The sequence below is a fragment of the Pseudomonas sp. BT-42-2 genome (assembly GCF_025847435.2).
GTDB lineage: Bacteria > Pseudomonadota > Gammaproteobacteria > Pseudomonadales > Pseudomonadaceae > Aquipseudomonas > Aquipseudomonas urmiensis.
On record NZ_JAOYTM010000016.1, the window covers coordinates 1 to 15,830 of the forward strand.

Annotated in this window: 18 protein-coding genes and 1 pseudogene; 10 read left to right on the top strand and 9 right to left on the bottom strand. The window is 62.7% G+C overall.

The genetic code is table 11. The features are described from left to right. The first annotated feature begins 209 nt into the window (after window positions 1-209). On the top strand, window positions 210-2,519 hold the full coding sequence (gene metE, locus OIU19_RS19475; RefSeq protein WP_264236393.1) for a 5-methyltetrahydropteroyltriglutamate--homocysteine S-methyltransferase: 2,310 nt from the start codon (window positions 210-212) through the stop codon (window positions 2,517-2,519). A gap of 109 nt (window positions 2,520-2,628) precedes the next feature. Here metE and OIU19_RS19480 read toward each other — a convergent pair whose 3' ends face one another. Continuing rightward, on the bottom strand, window positions 2,629-3,810 hold the full coding sequence (locus OIU19_RS19480) for an acetyl-CoA C-acetyltransferase (protein WP_264236394.1): 1,182 nt from the start codon (window positions 3,808-3,810) through the stop codon (window positions 2,629-2,631). A 231-nt stretch (window positions 3,811-4,041) separates the two neighbouring features. Between OIU19_RS19480 and OIU19_RS19485 the strand changes: the two genes are divergently transcribed. Together OIU19_RS19485 and OIU19_RS19490 are read left to right on the top strand one after the other, a co-directional pair. Further along, entirely contained in the window at window positions 4,042-4,308 is a 267-nt protein-coding gene (locus OIU19_RS19485; protein ID WP_186553722.1) for a PepSY domain-containing protein, read from the top strand. After that, the gene (locus OIU19_RS19490) at window positions 4,308-4,844 is read left to right on the top strand and encodes a cytochrome b/b6 domain-containing protein (RefSeq protein ID WP_264236395.1); all 537 of its coding nucleotides are present in this window, start codon (window positions 4,308-4,310) and stop codon (window positions 4,842-4,844) included. Before OIU19_RS19485 ends, OIU19_RS19490 begins: the two co-directional genes overlap by 1 nt. Before the next feature lie 346 nt (window positions 4,845-5,190). On the opposite strand, the pseudogene OIU19_RS19495 reads toward OIU19_RS19490, so the two are convergent. Beyond that, window positions 5,191-5,493, bottom strand: a pseudogene (locus OIU19_RS19495) (agmatine deiminase family protein); the annotation flags it as partial. 308 nt (window positions 5,494-5,801) lie between these two features. Here OIU19_RS19495 and fabV point away from each other — a divergent pair. The 3 genes from fabV to OIU19_RS19510 all read left to right on the top strand — a co-directional run bounded on the left by fabV (window position 5,802) and on the right by OIU19_RS19510 (window position 8,848). Continuing rightward, entirely contained in the window at window positions 5,802-7,001 is a 1,200-nt protein-coding gene (gene fabV, locus OIU19_RS19500) for an enoyl-ACP reductase FabV (RefSeq protein ID WP_264236396.1), read from the top strand. Window positions 7,002-7,157: 156 nt separating this feature from the next. Next, window positions 7,158-7,844 (top strand): GNAT family N-acetyltransferase, encoded by a 687-nt coding sequence (locus OIU19_RS19505; protein ID WP_264236397.1) that lies wholly within the window; start codon window positions 7,158-7,160, stop codon window positions 7,842-7,844. A gap of 95 nt (window positions 7,845-7,939) precedes the next feature. After that, complete coding sequence (locus OIU19_RS19510; protein WP_264236398.1) at window positions 7,940-8,848, top strand: alpha/beta fold hydrolase; 909 nt, start codon at window positions 7,940-7,942, stop codon at window positions 8,846-8,848. 93 nt (window positions 8,849-8,941) lie between these two features. Here the strand turns inward: OIU19_RS19510 and OIU19_RS19515 are convergent, their stop codons facing one another. From OIU19_RS19515 to OIU19_RS19530, 4 genes are all read right to left on the bottom strand, one after another. Beyond that, on the bottom strand, window positions 8,942-9,283 hold the full coding sequence (locus OIU19_RS19515) for a HopJ type III effector protein (RefSeq protein ID WP_186553732.1): 342 nt from the start codon (window positions 9,281-9,283) through the stop codon (window positions 8,942-8,944). Then, the gene (locus tag OIU19_RS19520) at window positions 9,276-9,572 is read right to left on the bottom strand and encodes a DUF1244 domain-containing protein (protein WP_264236399.1); all 297 of its coding nucleotides are present in this window, start codon (window positions 9,570-9,572) and stop codon (window positions 9,276-9,278) included. Before OIU19_RS19520 ends, OIU19_RS19515 begins: the two co-directional genes overlap by 8 nt. A gap of 11 nt (window positions 9,573-9,583) precedes the next feature. Further along, window positions 9,584-10,276, bottom strand: a complete 693-nt coding sequence (gene folM / locus OIU19_RS19525; protein ID WP_264236400.1) for a dihydromonapterin reductase — start codon at window positions 10,274-10,276, stop codon at window positions 9,584-9,586. Between the two features lie 78 nt (window positions 10,277-10,354). After that, window positions 10,355-10,927 carry an antibiotic biosynthesis monooxygenase gene (locus OIU19_RS19530; RefSeq protein WP_264236401.1) on the bottom strand — a complete coding sequence of 191 codons (573 nt, stop codon included), beginning with the start codon at window positions 10,925-10,927 and terminating at the stop codon, window positions 10,355-10,357. A gap of 216 nt (window positions 10,928-11,143) precedes the next feature. On the opposite strand from OIU19_RS19530, the gene OIU19_RS19535 reads away from it, so the two are divergent. After that, window positions 11,144-12,085: a MerR family transcriptional regulator gene (locus tag OIU19_RS19535; protein ID WP_264236402.1), complete on the top strand. Its 942-nt coding sequence runs from the start codon at window positions 11,144-11,146 to the stop codon at window positions 12,083-12,085. Here OIU19_RS19535 and OIU19_RS19540 read toward each other — a convergent pair. Together OIU19_RS19540 and OIU19_RS19545 are read right to left on the bottom strand one after the other, a co-directional pair. Continuing rightward, the gene (locus OIU19_RS19540) at window positions 12,070-12,687 is read right to left on the bottom strand and encodes a hypothetical protein (protein WP_264236404.1); all 618 of its coding nucleotides are present in this window, start codon (window positions 12,685-12,687) and stop codon (window positions 12,070-12,072) included. The two genes, OIU19_RS19535 and OIU19_RS19540, sit on opposite strands and share 16 nt — an antisense overlap. Window positions 12,688-12,746: 59 nt before the next feature. Further along, a complete protein-coding gene (locus OIU19_RS19545) occupies window positions 12,747-13,187 on the bottom strand; it encodes a PAS domain S-box protein (protein ID WP_264236405.1) in 441 nt (146 codons plus the stop codon). A 105-nt stretch (window positions 13,188-13,292) separates the two neighbouring features. On the opposite strand from OIU19_RS19545, the gene OIU19_RS19550 reads away from it, so the two are divergent. Beyond that, the gene (locus OIU19_RS19550; RefSeq protein ID WP_264236406.1) at window positions 13,293-13,748 is read left to right on the top strand and encodes a flavodoxin; all 456 of its coding nucleotides are present in this window, start codon (window positions 13,293-13,295) and stop codon (window positions 13,746-13,748) included. A 14-nt stretch (window positions 13,749-13,762) separates the two neighbouring features. On the opposite strand, the gene OIU19_RS19555 is transcribed toward OIU19_RS19550, so the two are convergent. Further along, the gene (locus OIU19_RS19555; protein ID WP_264236407.1) at window positions 13,763-14,641 is read right to left on the bottom strand and encodes a LysR family transcriptional regulator; all 879 of its coding nucleotides are present in this window, start codon (window positions 14,639-14,641) and stop codon (window positions 13,763-13,765) included. Between the two features lie 100 nt (window positions 14,642-14,741). Here OIU19_RS19555 and OIU19_RS19560 point away from each other — a divergent pair, with 100 nt between their 5' ends. Both OIU19_RS19560 and OIU19_RS19565 read left to right on the top strand, forming a co-directional pair. After that, on the top strand, window positions 14,742-15,128 hold the full coding sequence (locus tag OIU19_RS19560; RefSeq protein ID WP_186553741.1) for a CidA/LrgA family protein: 387 nt from the start codon (window positions 14,742-14,744) through the stop codon (window positions 15,126-15,128). Further along, the gene (locus OIU19_RS19565; RefSeq protein ID WP_264236408.1) at window positions 15,118-15,804 is read left to right on the top strand and encodes an LrgB family protein; all 687 of its coding nucleotides are present in this window, start codon (window positions 15,118-15,120) and stop codon (window positions 15,802-15,804) included. Before OIU19_RS19560 ends, OIU19_RS19565 begins: the two co-directional genes overlap by 11 nt. Window positions 15,805-15,830: the final 26 nt, after the last annotated feature.

Sequence of the window (15,830 nt, forward strand, 5' to 3'; positions counted from 1 at the left end):
GGCAAGCCCGCTCCCACAGGTACCGCGCCGTTCTTCCGGCTGGCGGTGAACCTGTGGGAGCGGGCTTGCCCGCGAAGGCTGCGCAGCAGCCCCAATACCTCCGCCTCATGAATGAATCTCGTGATCATCTCAAATTATATGAGTTTGTCTCACGATGCTCGTGCCGCCAAACTTCCCTCATTGAATTTCCACTCTAAGGGACAAGGCACATGGCACTGGCACACAACCTGGGTTTTCCACGCATCGGCCGCGATCGTGAGCTGAAAAAAGCCCAGGAAGCTTTCTGGAAAGGCGAACTCGACGAAGCCGGCCTGCGCGCCGTAGGCCGCGCGCTGCGTGCCGCCCACTGGCAGGCGCAAAAAGACGCTGGCATCGAGCTGCTGCCGGTCGGCGACTTCGCCTGGTACGACCAGGTACTGACCCACTCGCTGACCTTCGGCGTAATCCCGGAGCGCTTTCGTGGCCAAAACGGCGCCAAGCCGACCCTGCACACCCTGTTCAGCATGGCCCGTGGCGCCGTGGCGACAGACCGCAGCGACAACTGCTGCGGCGGCGCCCACGCCCAGGAGATGACCAAGTGGTTCGACACCAACTACCACTACCTGGTCCCGGAATTCACCGCCGAGCAACAGTTCACCCTGAGCTGGGAGCAGTTGTTCGAGGAAGTCGCCGAAGCCAAGGCGCTGGGCCATGCGGTCAAGCCGGTGGTGCTCGGTCCGCTGACTTACCTGTGGCTGGGCAAGACCAAGGGCACTGAGTTCGACAAGCTGGAACTGGTCGACCGCCTGCTGCCGCTGTACGACGAGATCTTCAACCGCCTGGCCGCGCAGGGCGTGGAGTGGGTGCAGATCGATGAGCCGATCCTGGTGCTGGATCTGCCACAGAACTGGAAAAACGCCTACGAGCGGGTCTACAACATCCTTCAGCGTGCGCCGCTGAAAAAGCTGGTCGCGACTTACTTCGGTGGCCTGGAAGACAACCTCGGCCTGGCGGCCAATCTGCCGGTCGATGGCCTGCACATCGACCTGGTGCGCGCCCCCGAGCAGTACCCGACCATCCTCGACCGCCTGCCGGCCTACAAGGTGCTGTCGTTGGGCGTGGTCAATGGCCGCAACGTCTGGCGCTGCGATCTGGAAAAAGCCCTCGACGTGCTGCGTCATGCTGCCGAGCGTTTGGGTGATCGGCTATGGGTCGCGCCGTCGTGCTCGCTGCTGCACAGCCCGGTAGACCTGGCCAGGGAAGACCAGCTCGATGCCGAGCTGAGAAGCTGGTTGGCCTTTGCCGTGCAGAAGTGCCAGGAAGTCGCTGTGCTGACCAAGGCCATCAACCAGCCAGGCGCCGCCGACGTGCACGCCGCACTGGAAGACAGCCGCGCCGTACAGGCCAGCCGCGCTGCCTCGCCGCGCATTCACAAACCGGCTGTGCAGGCCCGTCTGGCGGCGATCAAGCCGGCTGACAGCCAGCGTCTGTCGGCCTTTGAGCAGCGCATCGTCAAGCAGCGGGCGGGGCTGGACCTGCCGGCGTATCCGACCACTACCATTGGCTCGTTCCCACAGACTTCGGCGATCCGTCTGGCGCGTCAGTCGTTCAAGCAGGGCAAGTTGACCGAGGCTGAGTATGTCGAGGCCATGCACAGCGAAATCCGCCACGCGGTGCAAATCCAGGAGCAACTGGGGCTGGACGTGCTGGTACACGGCGAGGCCGAGCGCAACGACATGGTCGAGTACTTCGCCGAGCAGCTCGACGGCTATGTGTTCACCCGCTTCGGCTGGGTGCAGAGCTACGGCTCGCGCTGCGTCAAGCCGGCGGTGATCTTCGGTGACCTGAGCCGCCCCAAAGCCATGACCGTAGAGTGGATCAAGTACGCCCAGGGCCTGACCCGCAAGGTCATGAAGGGCATGCTGACTGGCCCGGTCACCATGCTGATGTGGTCGTTCCCGCGTGAAGACGTCAGCCGCGAAGTGCAGGCCCGGCAGCTGGCGCTGGCGATTCGTGACGAGGTGGTGGACCTGGAAGCGGCGGGCATCAAGATCGTGCAGATCGACGAAGCAGCCTTCCGCGAAGGCCTGCCGCTGCGCAAGAGCGCCTGGGCCAATTACCTGGAGTGGGCCACCGAAGCCTTCCGCCTGTGCGCCTCGGGGGTGCGTGATGAAACCCAGATCCACACCCACATGTGCTACAGCGAGTTCAACGATGTGATCGAGTCGATCGCGGCGATGGACGCTGACGTAATCACCATCGAAACCTCGCGCTCGGACATGGAGCTGCTGGAGGCGTTCGAGAAGTTCGACTACCCGAACGAGATCGGCCCTGGCGTGTACGACATTCACTCGCCGCGGGTGCCGAGCCGTGAGGAGATGGTCAAGCTGCTGCGCAAGGCTGCGCAGCGCATTCCCGCTGAGCGTCTGTGGGTCAACCCCGACTGCGGCCTGAAGACCCGTGGCTGGCCTGAGACTGAGGCGGCGTTGGTGAACATGGTCGCCGCTGCGCGCGAGCTGCGTGGTGCGGCGGTGGCTTGAACAGGTAGTTGAGCAAAACAACGGGACGCGCTGCGTCCCGTTTTGCGTTGTGCGGGCTTAGATCGATTCTGAACTGGGGGTTGTTGGGGCCGCAACGCAGCCCCAAAAATCACTCGCGCTCGATCGCCAACGCCACGCCTTGCCCGCCGCCAATGCACAAGGTCGCCAGCCCCTTCTTGGCATCGCGCTTGATCATCTCGTGCAACAGCGTCACCAGCACCCGGCACCCCGAAGCCCCAATCGGATGCCCCAGGGCAATCGCGCCGCCGTTGACGTTGACCCGCGCAGCATCCCACTCCAGCGATTTACCCACCGCCAGCGCCTGAGCGGCAAACGCCTCGTTGGCTTCGATCAAGTCCAGATCGCCCAGCGTCCAACCGGCCTTGGCCAGGCAACGCTGGGTCGCCGATACCGGCCCGATGCCCATGATCGCCGGATCGACCCCGGCACTGGCATAACCGGCAATTTTCGCCAGCACCGGCAGGCCCAGCGCCTTGGCTTTGTCCGCACTCATCAGCAGCACCGCCGCAGCGCCATCGTTGAGACTGGAGGCATTGCCCGCCGTCACGCTGCCATCCTTCTTGAATGCCGGGCGCAGTTTGGCCAGCGACTCGGCCGTGGTGTCAGCGCGCGGTTGTTCGTCACGGTCGACCACTTTCGGTTCGCCTTTTTTCTGCGCCAGCACGATCGGGGTAATTTCATCTTTGAAGCGCCCAGCCTCGATGGCGGCAATCGCCTTGCGCTGGGATTCAGCGGCAAAGGCGTCCTGCTGCTCGCGGCTGATGTCGAACTTGTCCACCAGGTTCTCGGCCGTGATGCCCATGTGGTAATCGTTGAACGCATCCCACAGGCCATCGCTGATCATGCTGTCGATCAACTGCCCATGGCCCATGCGCTGGCCGCTACGCGCCGATGGCATGACGTAGGGCGACAGGCTCATGTTCTCCTGGCCGCCCGCAATCACCACCTCGGCATCGCCACAGCGAATCGCCTGGGTGGCCAGGTGCAGTGCTTTGAGGCCCGAGCCGCAGACCTTGTTCAGGGTCAGCGCCGGTACTGCGAACGGCAGGCCGGCCTTGACCGCCGCCTGGCGTGCGGGGTTCTGCCCGGCGCCTGCGGTCAGCACTTGGCCGAGGATCACTTCATCGACCTGGGCCGGGTCCAGCCCGGTTTGCTCCAGCAGGCGCTTGATCACCGCAGCGCCCAGCTCGACCGCTGGCACGCTGGCCAGCGCCCCCTGGAAACTGCCAATGGCCGTGCGGGTGGCGGCGACGATGACGACTTCATTCATTTTGTTGTTCTCCATGAAGGGTGGGGCGCCTGGACAGCGGCGCATTCCCACCAGCATCGGCGGGATTGGTTGATTTGTTAAGTTTGTTTTTCTTTGTGATTGATCTGAAATGCAAATGAATGGTCCCCGGGGGCAGCAGCAGTGGCAGCCAGCATCGCCAGGCATTCGCAGCTACGCTAGATGAGCTTGGCCGCGCCGCGTGCTGTTTCACTCTCACTGGAGCTTATCGTCATGCGTACCCTGATCCTGCTCACGTTGCTGCTTGTCAGTGGCCTTTCCCTCGCCTCGCCGCAATGCACCACCGCCGAGAAAAGTACCTGGCAAGACCCAGAGAAATTCCAGACCCAGCTCAAGGAGCAGGGCTACAAGATCAACAAGTTCAAGGTCACCAAAGGCAACTGCTACGAGATCTATGGCTTCGACAAGGATGGCCGCAAGGTCGAGATCTATCATGACCCGGTCACTGGCAAGGCGGTGAAAACCGAGATCGAAGACTGATGCCAGCCGCCAGGGTGCGGCTGTGGGATCCGCTGTTGCGCGCCTGTCACCTGTCGTTTGCCGCGGTGTTCTTCGCCAATTATTTCTTCAATGAAGAAGGCGACGATTGGCATCAGTGGCTGGGTTATTACGCGCTTGGCTGCCTGCTGCTGCGGCTGCTATGGGGTTTCGTTGGCCCGCGCAGTGCCCGTTGGGTGGACTTTTGGCCGACCCGTGCGCGCTTGGCGGCGCACGCTCGGGCGCTGCTGCGGGGCGAGCCGTATCACCGGTTGGGGCATTCGCCGATTGGCGCGTTGGTGATGCTGGCGATGCTTGGCTGTATCGCCGGGCTTGGGCTGACTGGGTGGTTGTCGCAGGAAGTCGACGCGCTATGGGGCGCGGATTGGCCGGTGGATGTGCACAGTGTGCTGGCTAATGCCTTGTTGGCGCTGGTGTGTGTGCATGTGCTGGCGGCACTGGTCGAGAGTGTGCGGCTGGGTGAGAACTTGCCCTGGTCGATGATTACCGGGTGGCGACGGGGGCCTGGGGATCGGTGAATGGGGCTGCTCTGCAGCCCTTCGCGGGCAAGCCCGCTCCCACAGGGATAGCGCAGACCTTGAGGGTAGCGCAGTACCTGTGGGAGCGGGCTTGTCGGGACGCCGAACCGCCGCGAAGGGCCGCAAAGCGGCCCCATTCACCGCTCCCACAGGGATAGCGCAGACCTTGAGGGTAGCGCAGTACCTGTGGGAGCGGGCTTGCCCGCGAAGGGCCGCAAAGCGGCCCCATTCACCAATCCCACAGGGATAGCGCAGATCTTGAGGGCAGCGCTATACCTGTGGGAGCGGGCTTGTCGGGACGCCGAACCGCCGCGAAGGGCTGCAAAGCAGCCCCATTGACCATCAGTCACACAGCGGGACACTGATGGGTAACGCAGTGAATCCCGCCACCCCCAGCCGCAATCGCCTCGATATCCAGCTGCACCACTTCGCGCCCTGGATACAGCTTCACCAGCAAGTCACGCGCCTTGCCGTCCGCACGCTTGTCGCCAAACTGCGGCGCGATCACCGCTCCGTTGATCACGAAGTAGTTGATATACCCCGCCGCAAAATCCGGATTGCCGCAGCTGTACTTGCTGCGCCTGGGCGCCAGCGGCGGCGATACGGTGTGAATTTCAAGCGGGCGGCCGTCGGCATCGGTCGCGCCCTTGCGCCTGCCTGGGCCTGCCTGGTGCATCGCGATAGCCAGGATGATCCGCTGGCGCGGCAGTTTCTGGCGTGGTTGCGGGTGGGCTGGCGGGCTGAGGGTGTCTGGGCTGGCCTCATCGCGGGGCAAGCCCGCTCCCACAGTTGCTGCGCCGCTGCGACATGTCCCGCGATGTGGCCGGCAGCCTTTTGCATCACTCAATCACCCCGTAATATGTGTCGGATAACCTGCGGGGGTAGTCTCACCCTCTGATCAACGGATCCGGCCCATGCGGCGCGGCTCCTCAGCATAAACCTGACGAGGTACAGACATTGGCCATCATTCATCCCAAGGTTCGCGGTTTCATCTGCACCACGACTCACCCCAAGGGCTGCGAGCTCAACGTCCGTGACCAGATCGAAGCCACCCGCAAGCTGGGCGTGCGCGAGGATGGTCCGAAGAAGGTCTTGGTGATCGGTGCTTCCAGCGGCTACGGCCTGGCAGCGCGCATCACCGCCGCATTCGGCTTCAAGGCCGACACCCTGGGCGTGTTCTTCGAAAAGCCGGGCACCGAAACCAAGCCAGGCACCGCCGGCTGGTACAACGCCGCCGCGTTCGACAAGTTCGCCAAGGCCGAAGGCCTGTACAGCAAGTCGATCAATGGTGATGCCTTCTCCGACGAAGCCCGCGCCAAGGTCATCGAGCTGATCAAGAACGAAATGGGCGGCAAGGTCGACCTGGTCATCTACTCGCTGGCCTCGCCTGTGCGCAAGCTGCCACAGACCGGTGAGCTGGTGCGCTCGGCGCTCAAGCCAATCGGTGAGCCGTACAAGTCGACCGCGATCGACACCAACAAAGACACCATCATCGAAGCCAGCATCGAGCCTGCCACCGAGCAGGAAATCGCCGACACCGTGACCGTCATGGGTGGCCAGGACTGGCAGCTGTGGATCGACGCTCTGTCGCAGGCCGACGTGCTGACCGACGATGCGCGCACTGTCGCCTTCAGCTACATCGGCACTGAAATCACCTGGCCGATCTACTGGCACGGTGCGCTGGGCAAGGCCAAGCAAGACCTGGACGAAACCGCCAAGCGCCTGAACAAGCAGGTCGGTGGCGGCGCCAACGTGGCCGTGCTCAAGTCGGTAGTGACCCAGGCCAGCTCGGCCATCCCGGTGATGCCGCTGTACCTGTCGATGGTCTTCAAGATCATGAAAGAGAAAAACGTCCACGAAGGCACTCAGGATCAGCTCGATCGCATGTTCCGTGATCGCATGTACCGCGCCGATGGCCAGCCGGCCGAGCTGGACAGCGAAGGCCGCCTGCGCCTGGACGACTGGGAGCTGCGCGACGACGTTCAGGACGCCTGCAAGGCCCTGTGGCCGCAAGTGAGCACCGAGAATCTGTTCGAGCTGACCGACTATGCCGGTTACAAGAAGCAGTTCCTCAACCTGTTCGGTTTCGAGCGTCAGGATGTTGACTATGATCAAGACGTAGCCACCGACGTACGGTTCGACTGCGTCGAGCTGTAAGCAAGCCATTGACCGTGCACCTGTTTTCCACAGGTGTACGGTTCCCGCCTGGGCTTGTTAACATCTTGCAACACATTATCTGCTGGCCATTTGATATGGCCGCCATCTATACCGCAGTTATTGGCCGGGCAATTTCGCCGTGGCCTGGGAGGCGGTATGAGTGCACTGCAAAAACTACAAGAACGCATAAGGCGAAAAGGTCTCAAGCGCACCTTCAAGACGCTGTTCGAACGTTACGTGTTTTTCCACTGGGAACTGCTGTGGATGGAACGCGATTTGATCAGCCCCGTCCCCCCTTGCAAGCTTAAAGAGCACCCGCCGGTCACCTTGGTGGAAATCACCACCGACAATGCCGATGCCTTCGCTCGCCACTTTGGCGACCGCGTCGAAACCATGCGCGAACTGGCCGCTGCCGGGCATACCGGGCACATGTACCTGGACGAGCAGGGCGATGCGATCGCCTTCATCTGGGCCAGCGTGGTCGACTATCACGACAAGCACTATTACGGCTGCACCTTCCCGGTCAAACCGGGGGAATTCTTCGAGTTCGGCGGTGAAATGATCCGCCGCTACTTTGGCAGTGAGCTATCGGTGACCGCCCAGGTCGCACTGTGGAACATCATGCGCGAGAAGGGCTGCCACAAGGTGGTGGATGTGGTCGAGACGCACAACGTGCCGGCGATGAAACTGCACCTGCGCATGGGCTACCACGAGCAGGGCCGGGTGATGCATGTGTACGGCCTGTTCGGCCGCTTCAAACTGTTTCGTGAGAGCCGCTATCACGGTTCGCGCCTGGAAGTGCTGCGCAAGCCAGGCGTGGCTCGCGCCCTGTCGACGACCTGAGGGGATGGCTTGGTGCTGATTTTTTGCTAGCGTTGGCGGACAACAATTCGTGTGTCCGCCTTTTCCTGTAGGCGCGACGCCGCAGGGAGCGCGCCATGAGCAGCCTCACTCAACCCGCCAGTGCCTTTCGCCAGCCAGCCGCCGATGGTTACAGCCTCGGCGGTTTCCAGTGGCGTCATGCCCAACCCGATCCCCAACGTCCGCTGGTGATCATCAATGCCGCGACCTCGGTGCGCTGTCGTTACTACTCGCGTTTTGCCGACTACCTGTTTGCCCAGGGCTTCGATGTGCTGACCTACGATTACCGTGGTATCGGCGAGTCACGGCCGGCGTCGTTGCGCGGGTTCAGTGCTTCGTGGAGCGACTGGGGGCGGTTGGATTTCGAAGCCATGTTGCAGCGCGCATCCGAGCAGTTCGCAGGGCAGCCCGTGGATGTGGTGGGGCATAGCTTTGGCGGCTGGGCGGTGGGCCTGGCGCCGTCTGCCGAGCGGGTGCGGCGGGTGGTGATGGTCGGCGCGCAGTTTGCCTACTGGCGCGACTATGCGGCGCAGCAGCGCTGGCAGTTGTTTGGCAAGTGGCATGTGCTGATGCCGTTGTTGACGCGGGTCTATGGCTATTTCCCGGGCAAGCGCCTGGGCTGGCTGGAGGATACCCCGGCAGGGGTGGTGGAGGACTGGAGCACGCGCACGCCGCGCTTTGAGCACAGGCCCAGTGGACGCTCGCTGGACAGCTTGCCGTTTGCCCAAGTGCGGGCAGCGACATTGGCAATCAGCCTGACCGATGATCCGTTTGGCACGGTGGCGGCGACTGAGCGTCTGCTGGGGTATCTGACCCACGCCGAGCGGCTGCATCTGCGGGTGGCGCCTGGGGATATCTCAGTGGATGAGATCGGCCATTTTGCGTTTTTTCACGATCGTTTTCGCGAGGCGCTGTGGCCGATTGCCCTGAGGTGGTTAGGGCAGGGGGAGCTGGGGGCTGAGGTGCCGGGGCAGATCATCAGCTGATGGAGGCAGCTCTGGCCTCTTCGCGGGCAAGTCGCAGCGGCGCACCGCCGCTCCTACAGAGCACTGTTGGAGCGGGATTTACCGCGAAGCGAATCAGGCCAGACGCTTGAGCGGCTGCTCAGCGAACTTGACCCCGGCCAGACCATGGGCGATCAGCGCGCGGATATTGCCGTGGTCGCTGCCATCAGGCGTGGCCACTACGCTGCGGTAGTGCTCACCAAACGCCAGCAGCGCCTCTTGGTCGCTCAGGCCTTCGAGCAATGCCAGGCCCAGGGTCTTGCAGGAGCCTTCGTTTTGCCCGGCAGCGTTCTCCACGCCGCCATTGCTGAACGCTTGAGGCTGGTAGCTGTAGTGCTCGGCAATGAACGCCAGGGTATCGGCAAAAACGTGTTCGCCGCTGGCAAGGCTGGCGCGCAGGGTGTTCAGATCAGTCACGAGGTTTTCCTTGTTCGAACGCCGCTTGCTGCTCGGCGCTGGCTTCTTTCTGGTATTGGGCTTTCCACTGGGCATAGGGCATGCCGTACACCGCTTCGCGGGCGTCATCCATGCTCAGCTCGATCTGCTGCTCGTCGGCTGCGGCCTTGTACCACTTGGACAGGCAGTTACGGCAGAAACCGGAGAGGTTCATCAGGTCGATGTTCTGCACGTCGGTACGTTTTCGCAGGTGTTCGACCAGGCGCCGGAACGCGGCGGCTTCGAGTTCGAGTTGTTGTTGCGCGGTCATGGGAGCTTCCCTCAGGTCATGCGGTTCTTCAGATGGCGGCCACCATTGATGACCACCTGGCTGCCAGTGCTGTACTGGCTGTCGAGCAGGTATTTGACCGCCTCGATCAGCGGCCCGGCGCCGGGTTCGAACTCCAGCAGGGCTTTTTTCAAGGTTTGCTGGCGGTAGGCTTCGTCGCCACCTTCCTTGAGGATCAGCAAGCCCGGCAGGATACCGTTGACGCGCACCTTGGGCGCGTATTTCTCGGCAAACGACAGCACCATGTTCTGCAGCGCAGCCTTGGTCGCGGCGTAGCCGATGTGGCTCTTGCTGCCGCGTGAGGAGGTTTCGTCGCAGATGTGAATGATATCGGCCTTGTCGACCTTGGCCAGCAGTTCACCCAGGGCCAGGTTGAGGTGGTAGGGCGCCTCGACATGCAGGCGGAACATCATGTCGAGGTTATCCAGGCCGTCATCGAGCCACACCGAGGCGTTGTGGATGATCGCCCGCAGCCCGTCGTAGTGGGTGTGCAGGTGCTCGATCAGCGCCTGGCGGTCGGCCTGCTGGCAGAGGTCGGCGCGGAACTGGACGATGTTCGGGTGCGCCGACTGCGCAAGAATGCTGCGACTGGCACTGACCACCGTATGGCCGGCCTGTGCCAGTTCAAGCGCCAGGGCCAGCCCTACGCGTTGGCTGGCTCCGGTTACGAGGATAGGGCTATTCATGTTCGGGGCAGTCTACTTGTCTGTGCGTGCAGTGATGCACCAGCATACCCGAACTGTCTGCCTCTTGCGTGGCGTGCCTCAGCGGCTGCGCAGCCCTCGTGCCGGTTGGCTGGCGTTGGCCGGCGTCGGGTGCAGCCAGGGGGCCAGCAGACGGGTCGACAACGGGATGAACAGGTAGACCATCACCGGCGTCAGGGCCAGGGTGCTGAGCAGCACTCTGGGCACCAGGTCGAGTGGCGCCAGCCAGTGGCCGAAGACCACGTTGAACAGCAGCGAGACCGGAAAGAACGCCAGCCAGATGGCGACCGCTTGCTTCCAGCGCGGCGGTTTTTGCACCATATTAGTGCCAAACCAGTCATCAATGCCGCTGACGCGCGTCTCTTTGGGGCGTTCGAACAAGCCATCACCGCGTTGCAGCCAGGCGCGCCGCGACGCGGAATGCTCCCAGCTGTGCAGGGTCTGCTCGTTGGTGAAACGGAAGATAATCTGGAATTCATCGCCCTCGGCGGGCGGTGCGAGAATGCCCGAGCCCAGGTAGCCGGGGAAGTCGGTGGCCAGCTGCTCGCCTTCATGCAGCCAGGTCAGTAGGTCCTGGTAGCGGCCATGGGCGGCGCGGCGCGACACCATCAAGGTGACGGGTGGGGTAGACATCGTGTATCTCCTGGCGACGGGGCTGGCGGGTAGCTGGCCCCTTGGCTTCGTCGCCCGGGGTGGTGGGCGACGCAAGCAGGCTTGCAAGAATCGGGCGCGATTATCGCGGATATTTCATGACCCGTCAGTTTCAGGCGGCGAACGGGATACACTGAACACTGTGTGCAAGCGGGCGTAAAATGCCTTTCAATTACCTGAGACAGGGCATCTGGGCGCATGAACAAGCAGCTATCGACCTCAACCAGCGCAGCTGATCTGGACTACCAGCAGCTGTATCCGATCCGCGAGGTGGCGAAGTTGACTGGCGTTAACCCTGTGACCCTGCGCGCGTGGGAGCGCCGTTACGGATTGATCCAGCCGACTCGCACCGACAGCGGCCATCGCCTGTATTCCCAAGCGGACATCGACGATATCCGCAGCATCCTAGGTTGGCTGGAACGCGGTGTGGCAGTGAGCAAGGTCGGCAGCATCCTGGCCCGCGGTCAGGCGTTGGCGCAGGACGGCTGGGCTGCTAGCAACGCCGATGAACGCGTGCGCTGGCGTACCGAAGTGCGTGAAGCTGTGCAGCGCTTTGACGGCGCCAGCCTCGATCGGCTGTTTGACCAGGTGTTTGCCAGCAATGCCCTGGATCCGGTGTTCGATGAGGTGTTCATGCCGGTCTGGCACAGCCTGCGTGCAGGTCACGCAAGTTTTGGACAAATGAGCGAGTGGGCGTTTCTCGACCAGTTTCTGCGGGGGCGGGTGCTGATGCGCCTGCAACTGTCACGTGGCCCGCGTAATCGGCGCATAGTGCTGGCGCCGCTGAGCAGCGGAGCGCTGGAGCTTGAGCTGCTGGTCGCAGGCTTGCTGCTGAGCAGTGATGAAGTGAGCGTGGTGGTGCTGGCGCCAGGGCAACCCCTGGATGAGCTGACGCTGGTTTGCGAGCGCTTGAGCCCGGATGCCTTGGTGCTGTTTTCCAACCAACGGCCTACCGCTGAGTTGGGCAAGCGACTGGCGCGATTGGTGTTGGGCCTTAGCTGTCCGCTATTGCTGGCTGGAGAAGTAGCAGAAATGGCCCAGGATCATCTGGCCGGCAGTCCAGTGGCTTGCCTGGGCGCCAACGGCAGCCTGATGCGCAAGCGCCTACGCCAGTACCTGGCGGGTCAGCTCGATACCTGAGTATGCAGCTCGGGGTGGGCCAGGCGATGGGCCTGGAGGATGTACTCACGCAGGCGCTCGATCTCGTGCGCTGGGCTGCGGCTGAGGTCGTAGGCGGCCAGGTCACGGCCAATGCGTCGGCGCAGCACGCCATGCAGGCCGATCGCCGGGATGCCTTCGGGGGCGAAACGCAGGTCGAAGCGTGATGGCGCTTGGGCCAGACCACGGATTTCCACCAGTGCGCCCTTGAACGAGATGTCCCTGACCCACAAGCCGCTGGGTTCGCCATGCTCGCCCAGCAGCGCCGAAGGCTGTTCCATCGACAGCCGCCAAGGGCGCAGCATCGGGCCATCTTCGTAGATTTCCGGAGAACCTACCTGCAAGTGCAGGGCGTGGAATTCGTCCTCGACCAATTGCAGCGGGAAGCTGATCTGCTGGTTGTTGAACTGCGCCTGCAGGGTGACCTGTTCATTGGCCACCAGGCGGGTCAGCAACTGCTGGATCTGCGGGTCGCCATTGACCAGCAGGCTCGACATGGAGTCGGCCAGGTTCAACTGCGGCGAATGCTGCATATCCTGGATGAAATCCATTTCGTCCTGGGTCAGGAGGGCGTTTGCGTGCATGATCGAGCTCGAGAGTGGCGATTTCTTCAACGTGATTGACCGCGTCCGAGGCGCTTGGTTCAAGTGTGCAGTTGAGATTCCAGTTCAGCCAGGCGAGCGCGCACGCTATCCAGCTCACGTTGCAGCTCGACCTGACGGCTGACGTCCTTCTGGATACCGATGAAATAGGTACGTTTTTCAGCGGCGTTGTGCACCGGGGTGATCGACAGTTCGTTCCAGAACGCGCTGCCATCCTTGCGGTAGTTGCGCAGCACTTCACGGCACGGCTGGCCTTCTTTCAAGGCTTTGCGAATGCGCGAGCGGGCAATCTGGTCGCGATCGTCACCCTGCAAGAAGCGGCAGTCCTGATAGAGAATCTCATCGCGCGCAAAGCCTGTGAGGCGCTCGAATGCCGGGTTCACGTAGATCAGGATGGTGTCTTCATCGCCTTCTTGTTCAGCGATGACGATCCCGTCGTTGGAGGCATCGATCATGGATTGCAGCAGGTGCGCGTTGATCATCTTTGGACCATTGGCAGAGGAGGGGACTTTTGGCTTAGGCGGCCTTTTGCTATCGCCGGATGCTAGTATCCTACGTTTTCACTCAGTTTCGGAATCCTCTTTCAGATGAAAGTCGCCATTATTTCCGGGTCGGTGTATGGCACCGCCGAAGAAGTTGCTCGTCATGCCCAAGCGTTGCTCAAGGCGGCAGGCCATGAAGCCTGGCACGCCGCGCGGGCTACCTTGCAGGATATTCAAGGGTTTGCCCCGGAGGCATTTTTGGCCGTCACCTCGACCACCGGCATGGGCGAGCTGCCGGATAACCTGATGCCGCTGTACAGCACCCTCCGCGACACCTTGCCGGCAGCCTGGCGTGGCTTGCCAGGTGCGGTGATCGGCCTGGGTGATTCGAGCTATGGCGACACCTATTGCGGCGGTGGCGAGCAGATGCGCGAGCTGTTTGCTGAATTGGGCGTGCGTGAGGTACTGCCGATGTTGCGCTTGGATGCCAGCGAAACCGTGACGCCGGAAACCGATGCCGAGCCGTGGTTGGCGGAGTTTGCCGCTGCCCTCAAGGGCTGAGTCTGGTGCTGGCCTCAAGCCTGCTCGCGCAATAGGTTCAACCAGGCCTGCGCCGCCCGTGACAGGTATGCCCCGCGGCGCCAGATAAAAGCGATATCCCAACGCAAATAGTCCGGCGCCAACAGCGGCAAACGCACCACCCCAGGGCGTTCCAGCGCCCGTGCCACCACCCGGGGCAGCAACACCACCCCCTGGCCAGCGGCAACCAGCGCGGCAAGAAAGTCCGCCTGGCCGCTGCGCCCGCCTTCTTTAGGGGTGAACCCCACCTGCTGGCAGGCGCTAAGCAAGCGGTCATTGAGCACGAAACTGCGCTGATACAGCAAAAACGGCGTATCGGCCAGTTGGCGCAACTCGACCTGAGCCAGCCCGGCAAGCGGATGATCCGCCGGCAGCAGGGCATCCAGCGGTTCATTGCAGAATGGCTGATACTCAAAGTCGCCATCGCTCGGCGTCAGGCTACCGCCCAGCTCCAGCTCGCCGCTTTTGACCGCCTGCTCCACCGTGCGGCTGCCGCCTTCCAGCAATTGGATGGCGATGTTCGGATGCCGGCGCCGGTATTCGGCGAACAATCCGGCGAACAGCGCATCGCTACCCAGCAGTGGCAAGCCCAGGCGCAGTTCGCCACGGGCCATCTGGCTCAGGTCATCCAACTCGCTTTGCAGTTCCTGACGCTGGCGCAGCAGCGCCTCGCCGCGCTCCAGGACAATTCGCCCAGCCGCTGTCAGGTGCAATTGCGAGCCCTGCCGCTCAAGCAGCGGCTGGCCCACATCTTGCTCCAGCTGGGCGACCTGCTTGCTCACGGCTGACTGGCTGATATGCAGGGTCAGCGCGGCCTGGGTGAAGCCACCGCGGTGCACCACCTCGATGAAGCTGCGCAGTTGTTTGAATTCCATGTGCTGAATTCCATTTTGGAATGGGCTTAAGTCTAACAATTCGCTTCTGGCCTAGGCAGGCAAATTTTACAATGGGCACCTGCTCGAGGAACCCCGCCCCATGAACGCCCTGTTGTTGAAGAAATTCGCCCGCCTGCTGATTGAACTGGCGGTGCTGCTCGTTTTGTTTCTGCTCGGCGGCCAGCTCGCCGTGTGGTTCGGCTGGCCCATCCCCGGAGGGGTGATGGGGCTGGCGCTGCTGCTGGTGTTGTTTGCCAGCGGCATTCTCAAGCCGGCTATGCTGCAACTGGGCGCCGGCTGGCTGATGGCCGAGATGCTGCTGTTCTTCATCCCTGCGCTGATGAGCCTGCTCGACTACGGAAGCCTGCTGCGCGACGAGGGTTGGCGCATTCTGCTGGTGATCGCCGTGAGTACCCTGCTGGTGATGGTGGTCACGGCGGTGACGGTCGAGCTGGTGTGCCGCTGGAGCCTGCGCCATGAGTCTTGAGCCCATGCCGCTGTTCTGGCTCGCGCTGACCTTGCTGGCCTATCTGGGCAGCCGCTGGCTGTACCGGCGCAGCGGGCGCTATCTGCTGTCGCCGTTGATCCTGGTACCGGCTTTGCTGTTGGCGGTGGCGCTGCCGTTGCATACCGCCTATGCCGAATATGCCCGCAATACCCACTGGCTGATGGGCGTGCTAGGCCCGGTGACGGTGGCCTTCGCCGTCCCCATCTGGCAGCAGAAGGCTTTGCTGGCGCGGCACTGGCCGGCGTTGTTGGTGGGTATGTTGGCCGGTAGCGCCGCATCGATCGCCAGCTCCTGGGGCCTGGCCCATTGGCTGGCGCTGGATGATGCGGTCAGCCTATCGTTGCTGCCGCGCTCGATTACCACGCCTTTTGCCATGCCCCTGGCGCGTGACTTGGGTGGAGTACCGGAACTGACTGCGGTGTTCGTGATGTTCACCGGCGTGCTCGGCGCCATGTTCGGCGGCATCCTGTTGCGCTACCTGCCGCTGCGTACGCCCCTGGCGCGTGGTGCGTTGTTCGGGGTCGGTGCGCACGGCGCCGGGGTCAGTCGGGCACAGGAAGTGGGCCGCGAAGAAGGTTCTGTGGCCGGCTTGGTCATGGTCTTGACCGGGCTGCTCAACCTGTTTGCCGCGCCCTTGCTGGCGATGCTGCTCTGACCGTTCATACACCTGACCTGTTAGGT